We start from the raw sequence: 20965 nt of genomic DNA on the forward strand, positions 1-20965 counted from the left end.
GTACATACTAGTAGGTACAGGAAGCTACGGTCGCCGTAATCCAGCCTGGTAGCGGCCGGGGGTTTCCCCGACGACGGCGACGAACGCCTCGATGAAGCTGGTGGGATTCGCCCAGCCCAGCCGGGACGACACGGTGGTCACCGCATGGCCGTCCCCGAGCAGGACGAGGGCGTGCTGGACGCGGAGCATGCTCCTCCACTGCCGGAAGCTCACGCCGAGCTCGTCCTGGAACAGCCTGCTGAGCACGCGCTCGCTGGCGCCGGCGGCCCGGCCGAGTTCGCGCAACGTCGCAGAGCTCGAAGGGTCGGCGTGCAGCAGCGCGGTCACCGCTCGCAGCCTGTCGTCGGCGGGCTCGGGCAGGTACAGCTCCTGCGGCTCGGCGTCGGTGAGTTCGTCGATGATCAGCCCGCGGAGCCGGTGGCTGGGCCCCGGAGCGCGAAGACGCCCGTCGCTGAGCGCCAGGAGCGCCTCGCGCAGCAGCGGTGTGACGGCGAAGACCGACGGCAAGGCGGGCAGGAAACGGCCCAGCCGGACGGGCAAGTCGATGCGCCTGACCTCGGTCTCGCCGTACGCCCGATGGGAATGCTCGAATCCCGGCGGCGTCCAGGTGATCCGGTTCGCCGGCGCGACCCAGGTGCCCCGCTCGGTGGTGGTCGCGAGCGCGCCTGTGGACGGGTAGAGCAGCTGACCTCGGATATGGGAATGCGGGCCGACCAGCTGCCCGTGGGCCAACGATCCCCGGCCTGTGTCACCCTGCGGCCAGCCTAGGCGGAATTCCAGCATAGAGAGTCAGGATACCGGTAGTAGGACGCCGCGACCTCGGTGAAACTCGAACCATGTCCACAGCGAAAGAGAACAAGCCCGTCGTGATCGTGGGAGCCGGAGTGTCCGGACTCGCGCTCGGCAACTTCCTGCTGCGCGAGGGAATCGGCTGTGTCATCGTCGAACGGCGCGGTCGCGAGTACGTCGAGCGACGGCAGCGCGCCGGAGTCATCGACACCCGCGCCACCCGCGCGTTCCGCAAACGGGGCCTCGAAGACCGGGTCGTCGGCGGGGTTCCCGTCCAAGCCGGCCTCGGCTTCCGTATCGACGGCGAAGACCGGTGGCTGGAACTCGCCGTCGAGGAACACCGTGAGGGCCGGTTCTGTCCCCAGCAGGTTCTCGTCCGGAACCTCATCACCGTGTTCGAACAGGACGGAGGCGACCTGCGGTTCGACACCGAAGTGGCCGTGGAGGACGGCGAACGCCCCCGTGTCCGCCTCGGCGACGGGTCGGTCGTCGAAGGCGACTTCATCGCCGGTTGCGACGGCAGCCATGGCGCGACCCGGGCCGCCATCCCCGAGGACCGGATCACCCGCCACTCCCACGAGTACGGCTACGCGTGGCTGGTCATCCTGGCCGACGCGCCCGCCGACCGCCCGACGTTGATGGCGATCCACCGGCGCGGCTTCGCGGCCCAGTTCGGTCGCGGCCCGCAGGCGAGCCGGTTCTACCTGCAGTGCCCGCTCGAGGACACCACCGAGGACTGGCCGGACGAGCGGATCTGGAGCGAACTCGAAACGAGGTTCGGCGAACCGATCGCCACGAAGGGCACGATCGTCGAGAAGCAGCTGGTGCCGCTCCGGGGCGAGGTCTACAGCCCGATGAGTCACGGCAGGATCCACCTGCTCGGCGACGCCGCGCACATCGTCCCGCCGATGAGCGCCAAAGGCATGAACCTCGCCCTGCACGATGCCGACGTCTTCGCCGACGCCCTGGTCCACTACTACAAGAACGACGATCCGAGCCTGCTCGACGCCTACTCCGACACCCGCCTGCGCGACGTGTGGAACTACCAGGCTTTCGCGACGTGGTTCACCGACACCATGCACGACGCCGGGGACCCGGGCAGTCGTGGGGAGTTCCGTCATCGGGTGGCACGCGCGGACTTCGAGCGCCTGTTCACTTCGGACACGGCGAACCGGCTGCTCAGCGAGTTCATGGCCGGCCTGAACTGAACCGCTACTTCTTGCTGAGCCGGATGATCCCTTCGCCACCCTGCACCGCGACGACGACGATCACCTGCCGGTTGATCTGATGGACCATCCCCGGCGGACCGGACACCGCCTGACCCATCCCGCCGGAAGACGGGGCGAGGCCCACCTTCCCGGCCTGGACCGTGACCGAAAGCGGCCCGGCTCCGCCGTCGTTGGGAATCTGGTCGCCGGTCCGGACCAGGACCTCGCACTCCCCGTCGGCGCAGGCCCTCAGGTCCCGCCCGTCCGCCGCGGCGAACGGGGTGCCGGACGGGGCCGCCGCCTCCATCATCGGCACGTTCTCCGTGGACGGTCTCGAACTCGCCGCGGCGAAGAGCGGTGTCGGGTCGGTTCTCGCGCAACCGGAGGCGAGCAACGCCAGCGGAATCAGGACCAGGCATCTTCGACGATCGACCATGACCGAGGAACGTAGCCGACCCACGGGCCCGTGGATGCACCCGAATTCCGCAATCCTGCGGCTGTTCGCAGTGCTCGGCGCCGGTCCGGCCGGGGTAACCGGCCGGACCGGCGCACCACGTGGTCAGGCGCGTACAGAGCGTCTACTCGACAGGTCAGACCTCGGCGCGGGCGATGATCGCGCGGGTGTCCACACCGGAGGGAAGCGTTCCGAACGCGACACCCCAGTCGCCGCCCAGCCGCGACGCGCAGAACGCGTCGGCCACCGCCGGCGTCCCGTGCCGCACCAGCAACGAACCCTGCAGCACCAGTGCCATCGATTCGACCAGCCGCCGCGCCCGGTACTCGATGTCCGACAGATCGGACAGCTCCTTGCGCAGCCTCCCCGCCGCGTCGTCCAGCCGCGTGTCGGCGCCGGCCGCCTGCTCGACCTCCGCGAAGTACGCCGCCACCGACTCCGGCTGCTTCGCCATCGCCCGCAACGCGTCCAGCGCCGCGACGTTGCCCGAACCCTCCCAGATCGACATCAGCGGAGCCTCACGGTAGAGCCGCGGCATCCCCGACTCCTCGACGTACCCGTTGCCACCCAGGCACTCCAGCGCCTCGACCGCATGCGACGGGCCGCGCTTGCACACCCAGTACTTCGTCACCGCCAGCCCCAGCCGCCGGAAAGCCTGCTCCTGCTCGTCACCCGGCCGGTCGGTGGCCGCCGCCAGCCGCATCCCGACCGTCGTCGCCGCCTCGGACTCGACGACGAGGTCCGCCAGCACGTTGCCCATCAGGGGCTGATCCACCAGGTCCGCCCCGAACACACGACGATGCCGCGCGTGATGGACGGCCCGCACGGCGCCGTACCGCATCCCCGACGCGCTCCCGACCGCGCAGTCCAGCCGGGTGTTGTTCACCATCTCGATGATGGTGCGCACCCCGCGGCCCTCCTCGCCGACCAGCCAGCCGATCGCGTCGTCGTACTCGATCTCCGCCGACGCGTTGGACCGGTTGCCCAGCTTGTCCTTCAGCCGCTGCAGCCGGATCCCGTTACGCGAGCCGTCCGGCAGGACCCGGGGGAGCAGGAAGCACGACAACCCGCCCGGTGCCTGGGCCAGCGTCAGGAACATGTCCGACATCGGCGCCGAGGTGAACCACTTGTGCCCGACGATGACGTAGCTGCCGTCGTCGAGCGGCCGCGCGGTGGTCGTGTTCGACCGGACGTCGGAACCGCCCTGCTTCTCCGTCATCGACATCCCGGCGATCAGCCCGCGCTTAGAACTCGGCTCGCGCAGCCCGAAGTCGTACTCCGTCGCCGCCAGCAACGGCTCGTACCGTTCGGACAGCTCGGGGTTGAAGCGCAACGCCGGAATCGCTGCATACGTCATCGAAATCGGGCACGTGTGCCCCGCGTCGACCTGGCCCCAGACGTACATCTTGGCCGCCCGCGCCGCGTGCGCGCCGGGCCGCGGATCCCGCCACGGCGTCGCGTGCAGCCCGTGGGACACCGCGACGTCCATCAACTCGTGCCAGTACGGGTGGAACTCGACCTCGTCGATCCGGTTCCCGACCCGGTCGTGCGTCCGCAGCACCGGCTCGTTCTCGTTGACCACCCTGCCCCACGCCTGGGCCTGCTCGCTCCCGGCCAGCCTGCCGAGCGCGTGCACTTCGGCCACCGCCCAGCCGGCGTCCGCCCGTTCCAGCCCCTCCAGCAGAGCCGGATCGGCGGCGACGTCGTACTCCGCCAGCGGCTGGACCTGGTTGGTGACCTCATGAGTGATTGGCATCGGAACCTCCCAAAGAACGCAGGACGAAAGTGCGCAGCCCGGACACCTCGTCCGCACTGCCGGTGGTCAACGGGCCGATCAGCACCTCGGCCGCCGCGCCGACGAGCGCCGCCGCGGTGACCTCGGCGTCCTGGGCGGGGAGCACCCCGGCCCGGACGCCGTCGGCCACGTGCTGCGCCACGACGTCGCGGAACGCGCGCCGGAACACCAGCCGTTCGGCCTCGATCGGCGCGTCGACGGGCTCGGCCAGGAGCGCGTACGCCATCCGCGGGGTCTTCAACGCCCGGCTCGCGAAGGTGTCGAAGACCGCCACGACCCGCTCGGCCGGCGTGCCGGGCCGCTCCGACACCGCGCGCACGGCCTCGACCTCACGCGTGACGACCTTCCGGAACAGCTCCACGACCAGCGCGGCCTTGGTGGGGAAGTGGCGGTACACGCTCCCGACGGCCACCCCGGCCCGCTCCGCGACCGCCGACACCGAGCACCCCGCGTATCCGCGTTCGGCCAACTGCTCCGTGGCAGCGGCGAGGACGGCGTCGCGCTGGGCGTCGAGGCGCTCTTGGACCTTCGGTGTACGTCGATACGGCACTCAAGAAGTGAAGCACTGATTCACACCTTCAGTCAATGCGCGCGAACCAGCTCCTCCAGGGCCCTCGCGATCCCCTTCTTGTCATAAGCGCTGGTCGGCATCGTCGCCGCATGCGCGTGGCGGACCACCCCGTCCCGATCGATCAGCACGCTGCCGGACTGCTGCAGCACCTTCCGCACCAGCCCGAAGGCCTCGTGCGGGGTGCCGCGCTCCCCGGTGACCACCCGAAGCGACAACCCACGCTTGGCCCGCCACGCCGCCGCCTCGGCACGGCTCTCGGGAACGGCGACCAGCACCCGCACCCCGGCGGCGGCCAGTTCGTCGGCCCGCCCGGCGAGGTCCTTCACATGGCCGGTGCAGACAGGACACCTGATCGAGCGCATGAAGTAGACCAGCACGTTGTCCGTGCCGCGGTGATCCGAGAGCCGGACGGCCCGCCCGGCGGTGTCCTCCAGAGCGACGTCAGGGACTGTGGATCCGATTTCGAGCATGAAGACTCCTCAAAAGAATTCAGAGACAGGGAAAGGGGGCTACGGAAGGAGCAGCTGACGGACCGTCGCCCGCGCCCGGTGCAGCCGGGACTTCATCGCGGCCGTGCTCAAGCCGAGCGCGTCCGCGACCGCCCCGCCCGGATAGCCCTGGATGTCCCGCATGATCAAGACGCGACGCTGATCGGCCGGCAACTCGGCGATCGCCGAGGCCACCCGCCGTGCCTCCAGCCGCTCCAAGGCGTCGTCCTCCGCCGAGACCATCGCCCCGGAACTCGCCAGATCATCGCCACGCAACGCCCGCCGAGCCCGGCGCAGACACTCGTTGCGCACGATCCGGAACATCCACGACGCCAGCGCACCGGTCGCCCGCAAGGTGCCGATCTTGCGGTACAGGATGATCAACGCCTCCTGCGCGGAATCCTCCGCGTCCTCCGGCGAAGCACACAACGAACGCGCGAAACGCTGCACATGCGGATGAGAACCCGAGACCAGAGCGGCGATCGCGGCCGCGTCCCCGCCCTGCGCGGCCTCGATCAAAGACTCCCTCGGCCACTCGGCCCCCACGACACCCTCCTTCCGCACCGGGCTTGTCCCGGCCCTTACAAGAGCCGGGACCCCCGCAAAAGGATTCAGCCGGCCTCACGTGACCCCGCTCACGCCCTGTTCCCTCGACTCACCACAAACCCCGCTTCACCCGATGGCATGATCGCCGCTATGACATGGACCGCCCCCGAGGTGACCCGTCCGTCCGGCGACACCGCCGCCGACGAACGCGTTCTCCTGCCCTCCCTGCTGGCCTGGCACCGCAGCACCTTCCTTCACAAACTCGCCGGCCTCACCGGAGAACAACTCGCCCAGGCGTCGGTCCCGCCCTCGAACCTCACCCTCCTCGGCCTCATCCGGCACCTGGCCAAGGTCGAACGCATCTGGTTCCGCCTGCACTACACCGCACAGGACATCGGCCCCCTCTACGACCCCGCCCTCGGCAAGGACCACGACTTCGAAGCCCTCGACGCCGACAAAGCCGAAGAGGCCTACAACGTCCTCCTCGAAGAGATCCGCCTCGCCGACGAAGCCGCCGCCGAAGGATCCCTCGACGACACCTTCGACCTCGGCGGCAAACCGTTCTCGCTCCGCATGCTTTACGTCCACATGATCGGCGAGTACGCCCGGCACAACGGCCACGCCGACCTCATCCGCGAACGCGTCGACGGCAACACCGGAGCTTAGGAGCTTGACCATGGAATACGGATTCATCGGCGCGGGTGAGATCACCGCCGCCATCGTCGAAGGCCTCAGCAAGGACATCGCCGACCCGCCCTCGATCTTCCTCTCGCCACGCAGCCGCAGCGTCGGACAGGAACTCTCGGCCCGCTTCTCCAACGTCGAAGTCCGCGACAACAACCAGGCCGTCGTCGACAGCTCCACGACCATCATCCTCGCCGTCCGCGCGCCGATCGCCAGGGAAGTCCTCCAGGAGCTCACCTTCCGCCCCGAGCACGTCCTGATCAGTGCCCTCGCGGGCGTCCCCATCGAGCAGCTGCGCGACTGGGCCGCCCCCGCGGGCGAAGTCGTCCGGAGCATCCCGCTGCCCCCGGCCGCCCGCCGCCAGAGCCTCACCGCGATGTACCCCGACAACGCCGAAGCCCGAGCCCTCTTCGACAGCATCGGCGGCAGCATCGTCCCCGCCGCGGAGAAAGACCTCGACATCTTCAGCGGCGCCACGGCCACCTTCGCCGCCCACCTCGACTACCTCGGCACCATCGCGGCCTGGATGACCGACCAGGGCATCGAGGACACCACGGCGACCACCTTCACCAGCCACATCTTCGGCCAGCTCGGCCAATCCCTGCTGGAGCAGAGCGGCTCACTCGAAACCCTCACCGGCAAGCACATGACCCCCGGCGGGCTCAACGAACACTTCCTCACCGACCTGCGCACAAACGGCGTCCCCGACACCGTCCGCCAGGCCCTCGACGCGATCCTCACCAGGCTGCGCGACAAGTGACCATCGTCGCCAGGCTCCGGGCAGCCGGGTGCGTCTTCGCCGAAGACGAAGCCCGGCTCCTCAGCACCGAAGCCCGCTCAGCCGAAGAACTCGACGCCATGGTCCGACGCCGTATCGACGGCGAACCACTCGAAGTCATCCTCGGCTGGGCGGAATTCCACGGACTCCGCATCACCGTCGAACCCGGCGTCTTCGTGCCACGCCAACGCTCCGAACTCCTCGTCCGCCACGCCCTCACCCTCGCCGAACCGGGAGCGGTCGTCCTCGACCTCTGCTGCGGAACCGGCGCACTCGGCGCCGCCATCGCCGCCGAACTCGGCGAAATCCGGCTCTACGCGGCCGACATCGAACCCGCCGCCGTCCGCTGCGCCAGAGTCAACGTCGCCGAAGCCGGGGGAGAGGTCTTCGAAGGCGACCTCTACGCACCCCTGCCCGCGTCACTGCGAGGTCGCGTCGACCTCCTCGTCGTCAACGCCCCCTACGTCCCCACCGACGCCATCGCGATGATGCCGCCCGAAGCACGCGACCACGAACCCCGCGTCGCCCTCGACGGCGGGCACGACGGCGTCGACGTCCATCGCCGTGTCGCCGCCGAAGCCCCGCAGTGGCTCGCACCCGGCGGGCACCTGCTGATCGAAACCGGGGAGAGCCAAGCCGCGAACACCGCGGAAGCCATGGCACAGAACGGATTGCGGCCCGAGGTGATCACCGACGACGACCTGTACGCGACGATTGTTGTCGGAGCCTGGGGCTAGGGTCCGCGCCGTGACCCACTACCTCGACACCACCCGCACCGCCTACGACACCGTCGCGGCCGACTACGCCGAACTCCTCCGCGACCACCTCGCCGGATCCACCTGGGACCGGGCCATGCTCGGCGCGTACGCCGAGATCGTGCAGGCCGCCGGTGGCGGGCCCGTCGCCGAAATCGGCAGCGGACCCGGCCGTATCACCGACTACCTGCACGGGTTAGGGCTCGACATCCGCGGCGTCGACCTCTCCCCGGAGATGGTCGCCGTCGCCCGGAAGTGGTACCCGCACCTCGACTTCGAAATCGGGGAGATGCCCGGTTTGTCCATTGAGGACGGTGCACTGACCGGCGTCGTCGCGTGGTACTCGATCATCCACACCCCACGGGAGCGACTGCCGGAGATCTTCGCCGACTTCCACCGGATCCTCGCCCCCGGCGGCCACCTCCTGGTGGCGTTCCAGGTCGGCGACGAAGTCCGCCACATCGAGCACGCCTACGGACACGACATCACCTGCGACGCGTACCGCCTCTCACCGGAGAAGATCGCCGGGCAACTGGGGGAGACGGGGTTCAGCGTGCTGTCCACCCTCGTTCGCGAGCCGTCCGAGGAGTTCGAGAGGACACCGCAGGCCTACCTCATCGCCCGCAAGCCGTAGGTCAGGGACGCCGGGCCTCGACGAGCCAGGCCGCCGAGCCGTAGAAGACGCCTCGGTCGGTCTGGTGCTCGGCGAGATCGGCACGCAAAACCTCGACAGCATCCGTGCGGGCGGCCTCGTCCAGGTCACTCAACCGCCCGCCGTGCTGCTCGATGATGAACTCGGCCGCGTCATCGACGTCCTGACCGAAGTACATCGGCTTGTTCACCGCGGTGCACCGGACATCGGTGTACCCGGCGGAGGTGAGCAGCGCTTCGGTCTCGAGCGGGTCGCTGAGCGCGAGATTCGAGGACGGCACCTCCCGGCCGGCGGCGAAGATCGTCCGGAACGTCGTGATCCACTCATTGAGCTCGAACGGTTGCCACGTCAGCAGTACAAGACGACCCCCTGGCCGGGTCGCCCGGGCCAGATTGGCGAACGCGGCCAGGGGAGTACCGAAGAACATCGATCCATGCCTGCTGATCACCACATCGAAGCCCGCTTCAGGAAACGCATGGACCTGAGCATCCACCTGCTCGAACGAGACGTTCGGAACACGCTCCTCTCCGGCGATCCGACGAGCGACGCCGAGCATCTCACCGGAAAGGTCGACACCCAGCGCGGAACCCTCACTGGCAAGCTGTGCCGCGTCCCGCGTCGTCTGACCGGCACCACAGCCGACATCGAGGACCTTGTCAGCCTGTCGGATGTCGGCCGCGGAGAAGAACGCGTCGCGGTACGCGGCGACACCGTCGTTGAACCGCTGCGCACGCCTCGCCCAAAGCGCGCCTTCATTGCCATTCCACGCCGTCAGCATCCGTTCGTTGGACGGATCGACGCGCACAGCGGTGCTCTCGGACATTTCGGTGACCCCCAGATTCGATTCCCAGGGAAGACCCTAGCGCGACCCGTCAGCGGAACGCGGCGACGTTCCTCGCGGCCCAATCAGCGAACGACCGCGGCGCGCGACCGAGCACCTGCTCCACATCCGGACTCACCCGCAACTCGGCCGGACTCGGCGAACTCAAGATGTCCAACGTGTCATCCGCGAGCTCCGCCGGCATGCTCTGGGCCATCCCCGCCTTCGCCTCGGCCCTGGTGAGCTCGTGAAAACGCACCGGCGAAGCCAGTGCCTCGGCGAGCGCCGCGGCCTGCTCGCGCGGCGTGATCACCGCCGGACCGGTCAGTTCGTACACCGCACCGAGATGCCGGTCGTCCACCAGGCAAGCGGCCGCGACCTCCCCGATGTCCGCCGGATCGATGATCGGCACCCCGGTGTCACCGAACGGCGCGGCGACCACCCGCTGCGAGCGGACGGACTCCGCCCACCACAGCGCGTTCGAAGCGAAGCCACCCGGCCGCAGGATCGCCCAGTCCAAACCGGACTCCCGCAGCACGTCCTCCAGCTCCCGCATCGCGATCCGCGTCGCGCCGAAAGGCCTGGTCGCCACACCCAGCGTCGAGAGCAGGACAACCCGGCGAACCCCGCTCGCCGCGGCCTGGCCGATGATCTCGGCCGGGTTGGCCCCGGCGGCATGCAGATCACCGGAAAGCAGGAGGAACAACGCTTTCGCCCCGGCCAAGGCGGGCTTGAGGCCCGCAGGCTCCGCCAGATCGGCCACCACATGCCGCCCGCCTGCCGGTGCCGCCGCGGCGTGCCGCGACACCGCCGTCACCTCTTGGCCCGCCGCGACCAGCGCCTCGGTCAACGGCCGGCCGATGTTCCCGGTAGCCCCGGTCACCACGATCATGAAAAGCTCCTTCGTCCGATGTCCTTTGTGGTCCGTGACGTTAGAAGCCGGGCTAACTTTTGGTAAGGACATACCTGGAGGTAAGCTCCCGACATGGCAGGAGGCTCGCAGATCACCCAGGCCGACACCGAGACGCGCTATGAGGTGTTTCACACCGACTGCCCCGCCCGGGACGTGGTCGACCACATCACCAGCCGGTGGGGAATCTGGGTGCTGATCTCCTTGCAGAGCAACGATCTCCGGTTCTACGAGCTACGCGAAAGCATCCGGGGCATCAGCGAGAAGATGCTGGCCCAATCCCTGCGCGCACTGGTCCAAGACGGCCTGATCTGGCGGCACGTCGAGCCGACCACGCCGCCCCAGGTCACCTACGGGCTGACCGAATTCGGCCGCGAGGTCGGCGAGCCGCTGGGGGAGCTGTTCGACCGGATCACCCAGCGACTCGGGTCACGCCCCTAGCGGCGGCGCAGGATCCGAACCGGGGTTCTTGCGCTGATTGGCGTTGAAGCGCGCCTTCTTCTGACGATTCCCGCAGGTACCCATGTCGCACCATTTGCGGGTGCGGCTTTGGCTGGTGTCGAAGAAGGCGGCTTGGCAGGTCGGCGAAGCGCACAGGGCCAATTTCCCGTCTCGTTCGCCGGAGATGATGCCGACCGCGTCCGCGGCGATCACGCTGAGGGCGTCTTCCACACATGAAGCCGAGCTGAGCCGCCATTCACGCTTGCGCTCGGGCGTCAGGATCGCTGCAGCCCGACCCTGAATGCTGCGGTCGTTGATGATCTGGACAGCGGACGCAGGGGGAGTGGCTTGGGTCGCGGCCGCTGTCGCGGCGGCGTGAATCGACTCCCTCAGTTCCCGGGCGAGTTCGAGCTGGGCGGCGGTGCAAGAGTCCACGGCGAGACCGTTCACCGCGAGCCAATCGACGAGTCGCTGCGGCGTGGGAATGCGCTCCACCGCGTCGCCGCGACGCTCCGTCAGAGTCGCCGTGAAGCTGGTCGCCAGCACGCTACCGAGGCGGAAGTCAGGGAACCCAGCAGACATAGAACCACCTTAGCCGGTTGCACGCCGACCTGACGACATGTTAGAACCGTCTTAGCCGGTTCCACGATGGTCAGGAGGTTCCCATGCCCCGTTCAACCAGCGAAGTACAAGCATTCGAAGCCCACGCGACCGACGCCGACCTCGACGACCTGCGCACGCGACTGGCCGCGGCGCGGCTACCAGAGGCCGAGACGGTCTATCGCGCCGCGCCCGACCCTCGCCGATGGGACCAGGGCGTACCTCTCGCCGACCTCATCGACGTCGTCGACTACTGGCGCACCGGCTACGACTGGCGATCGTTCGAAAAGCGCCTCAACCACATCGGCCAGTTCCGCACGACCATCGACGGCCTGGGCATCCACTTCCTGCACCGCCGATCCGCACGCGCGGACGCCACGCCCCTGATCCTGACGCACGGCTGGCCAGGCAGCATCGCCGAATTCATCGATGTAGTGGACGAACTGACAGCTCCGAAAGACGCGAACGCGCCGGCGTTCCACGTCGTGATCCCGTCCCTGCCAGGCTTCGGCTACAGCGACAAGCCGGCCACCACCGGATGGGGAACCGAAAAGATCGCGGCCGCCTGGGTCGAGCTGATGGGAAGGCTCGGCTACGGCAAGTTCGCGGCCCACGGGGGAGACTGGGGAGGAAACATCACCACGGTCCTCGCCGGCCGGTTCCCGGAGCACGTCCTCGGCATCCACACGACGTTCGCGGAGGGACCGCCCGGGTTGACGACCGACGGCCTGACGGCAGTCGAGCGAAAATGGACCGAAGAAACCCACGACTTCTGGCACCACCGCGCGGCGTACGCGAAGCAGCAGGCGACCCGGCCACAGACGATCGGCTACTCGCTCGTCGACTCACCGGTCGGACTTCTCGCCTGGATCCTCGACAAGTTCTCCGAGTGGACGGACACCGAAGACAGCCCGTTCGAGACGATTTCCCGAGACAGGATTCTCGACGACGTCACCCTGTACTGGCTGACGCGGACCGGTGCGTCTTCGGCTCGTATCTACTACGAAAGCCACAACTCGCTGGACCCCGAACTCCGGGTCGATGTCCCGTCGGCGATCACCATGTACCCACGCGACATCGAGAAGTATCCACGCGCCTGGGCGCAGGAGCGGTACCGACAGATCGTCCGATGGAGGTCGCCCGAAGTCGGGGGACACTTCCCGTCGCTGGAGGTTCCCGAATACTTCGTCAAAGACCTGCAGGAGGGCCTGGCCGCGGTGCTGGCCGGGGGGGGGGGGGGGGGAGTAGTGGCTGATCAGCCGAGGGCCCAGTAGGCGAGCCAAGCGTCCAGCGACGGTCCGGGCGGGTTGATTCGGCGAGCCCGGGCGATGTTCTCCTCGTCATCAGGAACGACCTCGACCAGAACCAGCACGCCCGCGCGAGCCTCGCCGACTCCGAACAGTCCTTCATCCGACAGTCTGTGCAGAGCCGTCTCCATCGCACGCAGTCGAAGCTCGAACTCGGCGTCGGACGCATCGTCGTCGGCGATGTCGAACACTTCCGGCCGGGCGGCGAACAGCTCGCGGGCGGGCTTGAGGTGCTGCTCACCCAGGATCGAGAACGGCGAATCGGCGTAGGAGTAGCGAACCTCGTCGGCATCCGTTCGCTGCGCCAGCGCCTCGTGCGACCACGCCGACAGCGCTGGACCGAACGCCTCGCCGGGCGTAGTCAGCGTGACGTAGTAGAACGTGTGGCCGGGGTTGTCGCGGAGCAGGTCCGTGACAGCGGCACGAGTGGCTGCGGTCAGTGCGTCCGCAAGGTCTGCTTCGGTCGGAATCACCAGGGCATCGAACCACGCTGTTCGTTCAGGCGAGTGGACAACGGCCCCAGGCAACCGGCGGGGAGCGTCCATGTCCCGACTACTTGACATAATGTACATTATCGGCACTTTGGGCTGACCTGGATAACGAGGGTCGAGAGGGGTCGTCAGGACGGACCGAAAGGGCCTTTCACCGCATGTCACGAGAGGAAAGCTCCCTTCGCCGCGTCGGACGCGGGCATGACTCCCTTCAGTTCTCCCTGACCCCGGCCGCCCGCTGGGTCCAGAGTCGGCAAGGGACGCCCCCGAGGATGCGGATCCGATGTCCGATCACCCGGCCTCAATACGTCACTGTGACGAATTGAGGTAGACATCTCAGTCGTCGAAGATCAACGAAGGCGTCAGTCTCGGCTCACTTCGCCGACTCGGCCGGCTGGATCGGCCGCCTTTCGGTCCGAGGTTGCTCAGGTGGGCCCAGATGTCATGAAAGGGTCGTTCAGGACGAAAAGTGTCGGGAACGACCCTTTCATGACACTTCGGGAGCGGCGAGCGGACCGAGATCCCCCGCGGGGGGTTTCCGGACCCATCACTCCGTTTCATGCATAATCGCCATTATGCATGAAACGGAATATAACCCAGTGTAAGACTGTCGGTGCCATACGGTACAAGATTCCCATGAGGGTTTCCGAGGCACAGCACGCCTTTTTCGCCGCACGTCGTCCCCGTAAGGATTCTCCTCACACCACCGACGCGTACCGTCGCGACCTCGCGGGCATCACCGCTCTTCTGCTCCGCGAGCAAGACCGCTCCCCTGATGACCTCACTGTCGAGATGCTCACCGCGCAGGCGCTCCGCAACGCTTTCGGCGCCTTCGCGGACACCCATGCCAAAAGTTCGGTCCTGCGTGCGTGGTCGACCTGGAACCAGTTCCTCACCTTCTGCGTCTCCGACGGGCTGCTCGCGGGCAACCCGATGGGCGCGGTCGCCCGGCCGAAGGCGCCGCCGTTGACGCCGAAACCGTTGCGGGGCGAGGAAACCCCGGAGCAGTTGCTCGCGGCCGCCGCGGACGGTTCGCGCCGGACGCGGGATCCCTGGCCGGAGCGGGACGTCCTGGTGATCGCGCTCGGGCTGGTCGCCGGACTGCGTGCCGCGGAGATGCGTGCACTGACGGCGAGATCGCTGGTCGGCCGTCAAGGCGAGATGCGGCTGCACGTCCACGGCAAGGGAAGCCGCGACAGGTCGATCCCGGTGCAGCCGATCATGGAGAAGATCATCGAGGAGTACCTGGCCTCCTGCCGACGGCGGTTCGCCCAGCAGCGGTTCGGGCCCTCCACTCCCCTCCTCCGGGATCGGGCCGGCGAGCCGATCGGCCGCGGCGCGCTGGAGTACCTGGTCAAGTCCTGCTACCGGTGGGCGGGCCTTCACGACCGGGTGCCGGTCGGGGCGAATCTCCACGCGTTGCGGCACACGTTCGCGACGCGGCTGGCCGAGGACGGCGCGACGGCGTCGGAGATCATGGCGCTGCTGGGCCACGCGAGCCTGGCGACCAGCCAGAACTACATCGAAGCGACGGGACGGGAGCAGCGCGCGGCGGCCGCGAGCAACCGGACGTATCGGGCGCTGGACGGGATCGTGTAGGTCAGCGGAGCTGTTCGAGGTCCTTGGCCGCCTGGGCGATTTCGCCGGCGAGACCGCGGAGTTCGGCGAGGGATGCGCCGTCGTCGGCCGCAGTGACGACGTCTTCGGCGGCGCAGCGTAGTTGGAAGAGCCTGTCCTGCAGGGCGGCGATCTCGGTGTCGGAGAGGACGACGGCGTCTTCCGGGAGGCCGCTGCGCTGCAGGGCGGTGCGACGTTCGTAGGCCCGCTGGCGACAGGATTGCCCGCAGTAGCGGCGGCGCCTGCCGACGTTGCCGCCCTGTTCGAGCCGTCGGCCGCACCATCCGCAGTGTTTGGGTGCCCCCGCGCGGCGTAGCTCGGACACCTCTTCGGCGGACGTCTTCGGGTGTTCGGCCACTTCCCTCACGGACCAGACCCTAGCTGGCCATCGGACGCTCATGCCGGGGCCACGACCGAAGTGCACACTAGTGGGGTGCCGACACTGTTTCCGTACCTAGCCGACCCGCTCCCCCGTGCCTTCGCCCATCGGGGCTGGCACCTCGGTGACCTGGAGGGACTGGAGAACTCGTTGCCGGCGTTCCAGCAGGCGGTGACGGAGGGTTATCGCTACCTGGAGACGGACGTGCACGCGACGTCGGACGGCGTGGTGGTGGTGCATCATGACGCGTCGCTGGACCGGACGACCGACGGCGCGGGGTTGATCTCCCGGCAGACGTGGGCGCGGTTGCGGACCGTCAAGATCGGGGGCCGTGCGCCGTTGTCGCGGCTGGAGGATGTTCTCGAGGAGTTGCCGGAGGCGCGGTTCAACATCGACGTGAAGTCGAATCACGCGGTGGTGCCCTTCGTCCGGGCGATCGAGCGGACCGGCGCACATGATCGGGTCGCGGCGGCGTCGTTCTCGGACGGGCGGTTGGCGCGGATCCGGAAGCTGGCGGGGCCGAAGCTGGTGACGGCGATGGGGCCGCGTTCGGTGGCGGTGATGTGGGCGAACGGGTTCTTGCCGCTGGTGTCGTTGCGGGCCTTGTCGCAGGGTGCGATGGCGCAGGTGCCGGTGCGGCAGGGGCGGCTGAAGGTGGTGGACCGGGCGTTCCTGCGGCAGGCGGCGCGTGGGGGTTTCGAGGTGCACACGTGGACGGTGGACGATCCGGCGGAGATGCGGTCGCTGCTGGATCTGGGGGTGCACGGGATCGTGACGGATCGGCCGGACTTGCTGCGTGAGGTGCTTCGGGAGCGGGGCGCTTGGCCCTCGTGATCCCGCGTTTCGTCCTCTGAATGCGTACTTGGCGCATTCAGAGGACGAAACGCGAGGGGTTACCGGGGTGGTTTGCCGGTCCAGGCGGCTTCCCAGGTCTTGGGGCCGAGTCGGCCCGAGTCGTTGATGCCGTTGGCGCGCTGGAGGGCGAGGACGGCTTCGCGGGTCTTGTCGTAGTAGCAGCCGGTTCCGGTGAAGCCGTAGCCGTAGGCGTTCATGCGCAGTTGGAACTGCTTGAGCGGTCCCGCGCAGTCGCCGTAGGCGTAGACGACGCCTGGCCAGTCGGGTTTGGGGCCGCCGGGAGGGGCGGGCGGGGTGGGTTTCGGCTTGGGCGGAGGCGGCGGGGCGGGCTGTCCTCCCCCGCCGATGTAGGCGGAGTCCTCATAGGACGGGACGCGTTTGCTGCGGCCGTCGCCGTCGTTGCGGAAGCCGAGTTTGCCGGCGCATTCCCAGGGCTGCCAGCCGCGCATGCGGTAGAGGTAGAGGGCCCGGTAGTCCTGTTCGCGGGGGCTGGCCTGGTCGGGTCGTGCTTGGCCGCCGACGCTGCGCCAGGTGGGGAGGTCGAACTGGTAGGCGCCGTAGTAGCCGTTGCCGGTGTTGATGTTGTAGCGCCCGCTCGATTCACACATGCGGAGCTTGGCCCAGTAGGAGCCGTGGGGATCCGCGGCGGCGGATCCGGTGGTGGCGATCTGCAGGCCCGTCACGGCGAGGGCGAGCAGGAGCGTTCTCGCCACTACGCGGTGTGCTGTGCGAAGGCGATGGGTCCTCATGAGCGGAACAGTAAATAACGGACACTTGCTTCACAAGAGTCACAGCTCGCACTCCAGCCTCACATGAAACACACGCGGTTCGTGTCAGCGACACGCCGACGATGGTCGGGCGGATGGCCGGGAAGGGTTCGTCACGCGTCGAAACGAACACGGTCCGGACTTGTGCCGGACAGGTGGGCGTGATCACCAGTAGTCTCCCGCTGACCTTGACGTTCTCGACTTCAGGAGCAGTGCATGACGGTGGCCGTGACCCGTGAACGCAAGCGAGTGTGGCGGGCTTGGTACCTCTACGACTGGGCCAATTCGCCGTTCTATTCGTCGGTCATCACGGTGTTCGGTGCGCTCTATTTGAGCGAGATCGCGTCCGCGGATGCGAAGGCGAATTTCACCCTTAACGGGGACAGGCCGTGCACCGATTCGAGTGGAGCTTCGAGCACGCTTCAGAGCTGCGACGTCTCGTTGTTCGGGCTGCATTTCCCGGCGGGGTCGTTGTGGGGGTATCTGCTGTCGATCGCGACGGTGACGCAGGTGCTGGTGCTGCCGATCGCCGGCGCGATCGCGGACCGGAGCAGGCACAAGCGGCGGATCCTCGGCGGGTTCGCGTTCCTGGGCGCGGTGGCGTCGGCGCTGATGTTCTTGATCTCGGGGACGGACTGGGAGGTCGGGGTCTGGACGTTCATCGTGGCCAACATCGGTTACGGCGGTGCGCTGGTCGTCTACTACTCGTTCCTGGTGGACATCGCGGAGCCGGACGAGCGGGACGCGGTGTCGTCGAAGGGGTGGGCCTTCGGGTACCTGGGTGGCGGCCTGGCGCTGGCGCTGCAGCTGGGCTTCTTCATGGGCCATGACTTCTTCGGGGTGAGTGAGGGTCTGGCGATCCAGATCTGCTTCCTGACGTCGGGGATCTGGTGGGCGGTGTTCACGGTCCCGGCGGTGCGGGCACTCCCCCAGACTCATGTGCCGAAGTCGGCGGAGCGTGGTCTGTCGGTGCTGACGGCCGGGTTCAAGGAGCTGAAGCAGACGATCAAGGAGGCGCGGGCCTTCCCGCTGACGCTGGCGTTCCTCGGGAGCTACCTGGTCTTCACCGACGGGATCACGACGGTGGTGGCGGTGTCGGCGCAGTACGGGAAGGACGAGCTGAAGTACAGCACCCAGGTGCTGATCGTCACGATCCTGGTGATCCAGTTCCTGGCGTACGCGGGGGCGATGATCCACGGTGCGATCGCGGCCCGGATCGGGGCGAAGAAGACGATCTTGGGCAGTTTGGTGGCCTGGGTGGTCGTGTTGTGCTTCGCGTTCTTCATCCAGGCCGGGCAGCCGTTGCAGTTCTACGCGGTGGCTGTCGGGATCGGGCTGGTGCTGGGCGGAACGAACGCGTTGTCTCGGTCGTTGTTCGGGCAGATGATCCCGGAGGGGAAGGACGCGCAGTACTTTTCGCTGTACGTGGTCGGTGAGCGCGGTACGTCGTGGCTCGGTCCCCTGTTGTTCGCGGCGGTCGGGCAGATCACCGGGTCGTTCCGGTGGGCGATCATCGCGTTGGTGGTCTTCTTCGTGCTCGGTTTCGTCTTCGTGTGGCTGGTGCCGGTGCGCCGGGCGATCGAGGCCGCGGGCAACCGACCACCGGCGGTGCTGTGACGGCGGAGCGTGCCGATAGGGTCGACCGTCGTGACCGTACTGAAGGAGAGTGGCCCGGACCCCACGGACGCGTTGTCGTCGGTGCCGGTGGCGGGTTCACGGCGGGGTGTGCCGGTCGTCGGGAAGTTGAAGTTCTGTTACGGGCCGATGGACTGCGGGAAGTCGACGCTGGCGTTGCAGATCGACCACAACCACTCGCGGCAGGGTCGTCGCGGGATGGTGCTGGTGCGGCATGACCGGTCCGGCGAGCCGCAGATCACCAGCCGGATCGGGTTGACGCGCAAGGCGACCGAGGTGGGGAACGACACCGATCTGCGGTTGCTGGTGCGTGAGCAGTGGGCGGCCGGTCGGCATGTGGACTACTTGATCGTCGACGAAGCTCAGTTTTTGTCACCTGATCAGGTGGATCAGCTGGCTGAACTGGCCGATGACGTCCAGATCGACGTGTACTGCTTCGGGATCGCGACGGATTTCCGGAGTGTGCTGTTCCCGGGGGCGGCGCGGTTGTTCGAGCTGGCGGACGAGTTGCAGCCGGTGCAGGTCGAGGTGTTGTGCTGGTGCGGGCAGACGGGACGGTTCAACGCGAGGGTGTCCGACGGCGAAGTGCTGCGTGCCGGGGACACCGTGGTGGTGGCGGATACCGAGCAAGCGCTAGTTGAAACTTCATTGACATCACGTTCTGAGGGCGAACCGAATACGGTCCGTTATCAGGTATTGTGCCGTCGGCACTTTCGACTGGGCGACCTGGGGCCTACCTCGGCCCAACACGGTCAGTTACGGTTGACATGACAGGCGTACTACTAGCCCATCTGGGGGATATCCGCACCAAGATGGCCGTATTGACGTCACGCCAGAGCGCGAAACCACTCCTACTAGGAGAAGCTGTTGCCACCGGGTGACACAGCTCATCGTGAGCAAGGACATGGTGTCCAGGGAATCCTCTGGCCCTCATTGTCGTTGCATAGGGTGAGCATCACCCTGGCTCCACCCGGAGCTGACTGAAAGGACCCCCATCATGGCCGACCGTGTTCTCCGTGGAAGCCGGCTGGGAGCGGTCAGCTACGAGACCGACCGCAACCACGACCTCGCCCCTCGCCGCACAGTGCGCTACGCCTGCCCCAAGAACCACGAGTTCGAGGTGCCCTTCTCCGACGACGCCGAGATCCCCTCGGTGTGGGAGTGCAGGCTGCACGGCAGCGAGTCCGAGATCGTGGACGGCGGGCAGCCGGAGCAGAAAAAGGTCAAGCCCCCGAGGACGCACTGGGACATGCTCCTGGAGCGTCGTTCGATTCCGGAGCTCGAAGATCTGCTCAACGAACGTCTCGCCGAGCTGAAGGGACGCAGGACCACCCGGTCCGCCTGACGCACGGCACAAGTAGCTAGCCCCACCACGAACACGGCGAAGCCCCCGCGACATCCCTCCGCGGGGGCTTCGCCGTGTCTCCGGGATGTCATGAAAGGGTCGTTCAGGACACTCAAGCGCGGATCAGGCCGGTGATCAAAGGCGCCAAGGCGTCACGGAGCCGCCGCAGGTGCTCCGGCGGTGATTCGAGCAGCGGGAGGCGGACCGTCGCGTGCGGGATGACGCCGAGGTCGGCCAGTGTGGCCTTGGCCATGATCGCTCCCTGAGAGGTGCGCATGATCGCGTCCACCAGCGGGTGCAGCGTGGTGTTGAGGGCCCGTGCGGTGTCGAGGTCTCCCCCGCGCACCGCGCGGATGAGTTCGGCGTTGCGCTCGGCGAAGGCGTTGCCCACGACGCTGACGAGGCCGGTGGCGCCGGCGGCGAGGTAGGGCAGGTTGAGTTCGTCGATGCCGCAGTAGTAGGCCAGCGGGGTATGAGCCATGACGGATATCGCTTCGAACAGGTCGCCTTTGGCGTCCTTCACGGCCCGGATCCTGGGGTGGCGGGCGAGTTCGATCAGGGTGGCCGCTTCCATGGCCGTCCCGGTGCGGGCGGGGACGTCGTAGAGCATCACGGGCAGCTCGGTGGCGTCGGCCACCGCCAGGCAGTGCGCCACGATTCCGGCCTGGGTCGGCTTGGAGTAGTAGGGGCAGACCAGGAGGAGCGCGTCGGCTCCGGCGGCCTCGGCTTCCTTCGCGCGGTGGATGCAGGTGGTGGTGTCGTAGGTGCCGACTCCGGCGATCACGCGTGCGTGGCGCCCGGTCCGGGTCGCGACGGTGTGGACGAGCCGGGCGGCTTCGGTGTCGGTGAGGGTGGGTGATTCGCCGGTGGTCCCGCCGACGACGATGCCGTCACAGCCGGTGGCGAGAAGGTGGTCGACCAGGCGGGCGAGGCCGGGTTCGCTGAGCGCGCCGCCGGGTTCCATCGGGGTGACCATGGCGACGAGGTTGGAGCCGAAGAGCGATTCGGTCATGGTGCCGATCCTGTCGGCGCCGATACCTGCGGTCCAGCGATGCTTTTTGGTCGATAGTGCGTAGCC

The 20965-nt window shown here is 67.8% G+C and carries 25 protein-coding genes; 12 read left to right on the forward strand and 13 right to left on the reverse strand.

The annotated features are described in order from the left end of the window. Positions 1–24 precede the first annotated feature (24 nt). Positions 25–783, reverse strand: a complete 759-nt coding sequence (locus tag ACZ6YV_RS35385; RefSeq protein WP_465513753.1) for an AraC family transcriptional regulator — start codon at positions 781–783, stop codon at positions 25–27. A gap of 53 nt (positions 784–836) precedes the next feature. Here ACZ6YV_RS35385 and ACZ6YV_RS35390 point away from each other — a divergent pair, with 53 nt between their 5' ends. After that, a complete protein-coding gene (locus ACZ6YV_RS35390) occupies positions 837–1997 on the forward strand; it encodes a 4-hydroxybenzoate 3-monooxygenase (RefSeq protein WP_465513754.1) in 1161 nt (386 codons plus the stop codon). Between the two features lie 4 nt (positions 1998–2001). On the opposite strand, the gene ACZ6YV_RS35395 is transcribed toward ACZ6YV_RS35390, so the two are convergent. The 5 genes from ACZ6YV_RS35395 to ACZ6YV_RS35415 form a co-directional block, all read right to left on the reverse strand. Continuing rightward, complete coding sequence (locus ACZ6YV_RS35395; protein ID WP_465513755.1) at positions 2002–2433, reverse strand: hypothetical protein; 432 nt, start codon at positions 2431–2433, stop codon at positions 2002–2004. Positions 2434–2587: 154 nt separating this feature from the next. Further along, on the reverse strand, positions 2588–4207 hold the full coding sequence (locus ACZ6YV_RS35400) for an acyl-CoA dehydrogenase family protein (protein ID WP_465513756.1): 1620 nt from the start codon (positions 4205–4207) through the stop codon (positions 2588–2590). After that, positions 4191–4796: a TetR/AcrR family transcriptional regulator gene (locus ACZ6YV_RS35405; RefSeq protein WP_465513757.1), complete on the reverse strand. Its 606-nt coding sequence runs from the start codon at positions 4794–4796 to the stop codon at positions 4191–4193. The genes ACZ6YV_RS35400 and ACZ6YV_RS35405 overlap by 17 nt, the downstream gene beginning before the upstream one ends. Positions 4797–4828: 32 nt before the next feature. After that, entirely contained in the window at positions 4829–5287 is a 459-nt protein-coding gene (locus tag ACZ6YV_RS35410; protein ID WP_465513758.1) for a peroxiredoxin family protein, read from the reverse strand. A gap of 39 nt (positions 5288–5326) precedes the next feature. Next, entirely contained in the window at positions 5327–5851 is a 525-nt protein-coding gene (locus tag ACZ6YV_RS35415) for an RNA polymerase sigma factor (protein ID WP_465513759.1), read from the reverse strand. Between the two features lie 138 nt (positions 5852–5989). On the opposite strand from ACZ6YV_RS35415, the gene ACZ6YV_RS35420 reads away from it, so the two are divergent. The 4 genes from ACZ6YV_RS35420 to ACZ6YV_RS35435 are packed head-to-tail and all read left to right on the forward strand — an operon-like array spanning position 5990 to position 8702. Further along, on the forward strand, positions 5990–6517 hold the full coding sequence (locus ACZ6YV_RS35420) for a DinB family protein (RefSeq protein ID WP_378240389.1): 528 nt from the start codon (positions 5990–5992) through the stop codon (positions 6515–6517). Positions 6518–6527: 10 nt separating this feature from the next. Further along, positions 6528–7295 (forward strand): NAD(P)-binding domain-containing protein, encoded by a 768-nt coding sequence (locus tag ACZ6YV_RS35425; RefSeq protein WP_465513760.1) that lies wholly within the window; start codon positions 6528–6530, stop codon positions 7293–7295. Further along, entirely contained in the window at positions 7292–8050 is a 759-nt protein-coding gene (locus ACZ6YV_RS35430; RefSeq protein WP_465513761.1) for a putative protein N(5)-glutamine methyltransferase, read from the forward strand. The genes ACZ6YV_RS35425 and ACZ6YV_RS35430 overlap by 4 nt, the downstream gene beginning before the upstream one ends. Positions 8051–8060: 10 nt before the next feature. Beyond that, positions 8061–8702, forward strand: a complete 642-nt coding sequence (locus tag ACZ6YV_RS35435; RefSeq protein ID WP_465513762.1) for a class I SAM-dependent DNA methyltransferase — start codon at positions 8061–8063, stop codon at positions 8700–8702. A gap of 1 nt (position 8703) precedes the next feature. Here ACZ6YV_RS35435 and ACZ6YV_RS35440 read toward each other — a convergent pair whose 3' ends face one another. Beyond that, complete coding sequence (locus tag ACZ6YV_RS35440) at positions 8704–9543, reverse strand: class I SAM-dependent methyltransferase (RefSeq protein ID WP_465513763.1); 840 nt, start codon at positions 9541–9543, stop codon at positions 8704–8706. 49 nt (positions 9544–9592) lie between these two features. Beyond that, on the reverse strand, positions 9593–10432 hold the full coding sequence (locus ACZ6YV_RS35445) for an SDR family oxidoreductase (protein ID WP_465513764.1): 840 nt from the start codon (positions 10430–10432) through the stop codon (positions 9593–9595). A 93-nt stretch (positions 10433–10525) separates the two neighbouring features. Between ACZ6YV_RS35445 and ACZ6YV_RS35450 the strand changes: the two genes are divergently transcribed. After that, positions 10526–10891, forward strand: coding sequence for a winged helix-turn-helix transcriptional regulator (locus ACZ6YV_RS35450; protein ID WP_465513765.1), 366 nt, complete (start codon positions 10526–10528; stop codon positions 10889–10891). Here ACZ6YV_RS35450 and ACZ6YV_RS35455 read toward each other — a convergent pair. Beyond that, positions 10880–11473: a CGNR zinc finger domain-containing protein gene (locus ACZ6YV_RS35455; protein WP_465513766.1), complete on the reverse strand. Its 594-nt coding sequence runs from the start codon at positions 11471–11473 to the stop codon at positions 10880–10882. The genes ACZ6YV_RS35450 and ACZ6YV_RS35455 overlap by 12 nt on opposite strands. A gap of 83 nt (positions 11474–11556) precedes the next feature. On the opposite strand from ACZ6YV_RS35455, the gene ACZ6YV_RS35460 reads away from it, so the two are divergent. Beyond that, entirely contained in the window at positions 11557–12765 is a 1209-nt protein-coding gene (locus ACZ6YV_RS35460) for an epoxide hydrolase family protein (RefSeq protein WP_465513767.1), read from the forward strand. On the opposite strand, the gene ACZ6YV_RS35465 is transcribed toward ACZ6YV_RS35460, so the two are convergent. Continuing rightward, positions 12747–13343, reverse strand: a complete 597-nt coding sequence (locus ACZ6YV_RS35465) for a DUF4303 domain-containing protein (RefSeq protein WP_465513768.1) — start codon at positions 13341–13343, stop codon at positions 12747–12749. The two genes, ACZ6YV_RS35460 and ACZ6YV_RS35465, sit on opposite strands and share 19 nt — an antisense overlap. A 564-nt stretch (positions 13344–13907) precedes the next feature. Between ACZ6YV_RS35465 and ACZ6YV_RS35470 the strand changes: the two genes are divergently transcribed. Continuing rightward, positions 13908–14888 (forward strand): tyrosine-type recombinase/integrase, encoded by a 981-nt coding sequence (locus ACZ6YV_RS35470; RefSeq protein WP_465513799.1) that lies wholly within the window; start codon positions 13908–13910, stop codon positions 14886–14888. A gap of 1 nt (position 14889) precedes the next feature. On the opposite strand, the gene ACZ6YV_RS35475 is transcribed toward ACZ6YV_RS35470, so the two are convergent. Further along, entirely contained in the window at positions 14890–15273 is a 384-nt protein-coding gene (locus ACZ6YV_RS35475) for a hypothetical protein (RefSeq protein WP_378240400.1), read from the reverse strand. Between the two features lie 66 nt (positions 15274–15339). On the opposite strand from ACZ6YV_RS35475, the gene ACZ6YV_RS35480 reads away from it, so the two are divergent. Then, complete coding sequence (locus ACZ6YV_RS35480) at positions 15340–16119, forward strand: glycerophosphodiester phosphodiesterase (RefSeq protein ID WP_465513769.1); 780 nt, start codon at positions 15340–15342, stop codon at positions 16117–16119. Positions 16120–16178: 59 nt separating this feature from the next. Here ACZ6YV_RS35480 and ACZ6YV_RS35485 read toward each other — a convergent pair whose 3' ends face one another. Further along, positions 16179–16853 carry a transglycosylase family protein gene (locus ACZ6YV_RS35485; protein ID WP_465513770.1) on the reverse strand — a complete coding sequence of 225 codons (675 nt, stop codon included), beginning with the start codon at positions 16851–16853 and terminating at the stop codon, positions 16179–16181. 270 nt (positions 16854–17123) lie between these two features. Here ACZ6YV_RS35485 and ACZ6YV_RS35490 point away from each other — a divergent pair, with 270 nt between their 5' ends. From ACZ6YV_RS35490 to ACZ6YV_RS35500, 3 genes are all read left to right on the forward strand, one after another. Next, entirely contained in the window at positions 17124–18524 is a 1401-nt protein-coding gene (locus ACZ6YV_RS35490; RefSeq protein WP_378240403.1) for an MFS transporter, read from the forward strand. Between the two features lie 30 nt (positions 18525–18554). Continuing rightward, positions 18555–19313, forward strand: coding sequence for a thymidine kinase (locus ACZ6YV_RS35495; protein WP_465513771.1), 759 nt, complete (start codon positions 18555–18557; stop codon positions 19311–19313). A gap of 226 nt (positions 19314–19539) precedes the next feature. Then, on the forward strand, positions 19540–19887 hold the full coding sequence (locus tag ACZ6YV_RS35500; protein ID WP_005151365.1) for an RNA polymerase-binding protein RbpA: 348 nt from the start codon (positions 19540–19542) through the stop codon (positions 19885–19887). Positions 19888–19999: 112 nt separating this feature from the next. Here ACZ6YV_RS35500 and dapA read toward each other — a convergent pair whose 3' ends face one another. Next, positions 20000–20899 carry a 4-hydroxy-tetrahydrodipicolinate synthase gene (dapA, locus tag ACZ6YV_RS35505; protein WP_465513772.1) on the reverse strand — a complete coding sequence of 300 codons (900 nt, stop codon included), beginning with the start codon at positions 20897–20899 and terminating at the stop codon, positions 20000–20002. Positions 20900–20965 lie beyond the last annotated feature (66 nt).

This window comes from Amycolatopsis sp. NPDC102522, assembly GCF_055584485.1.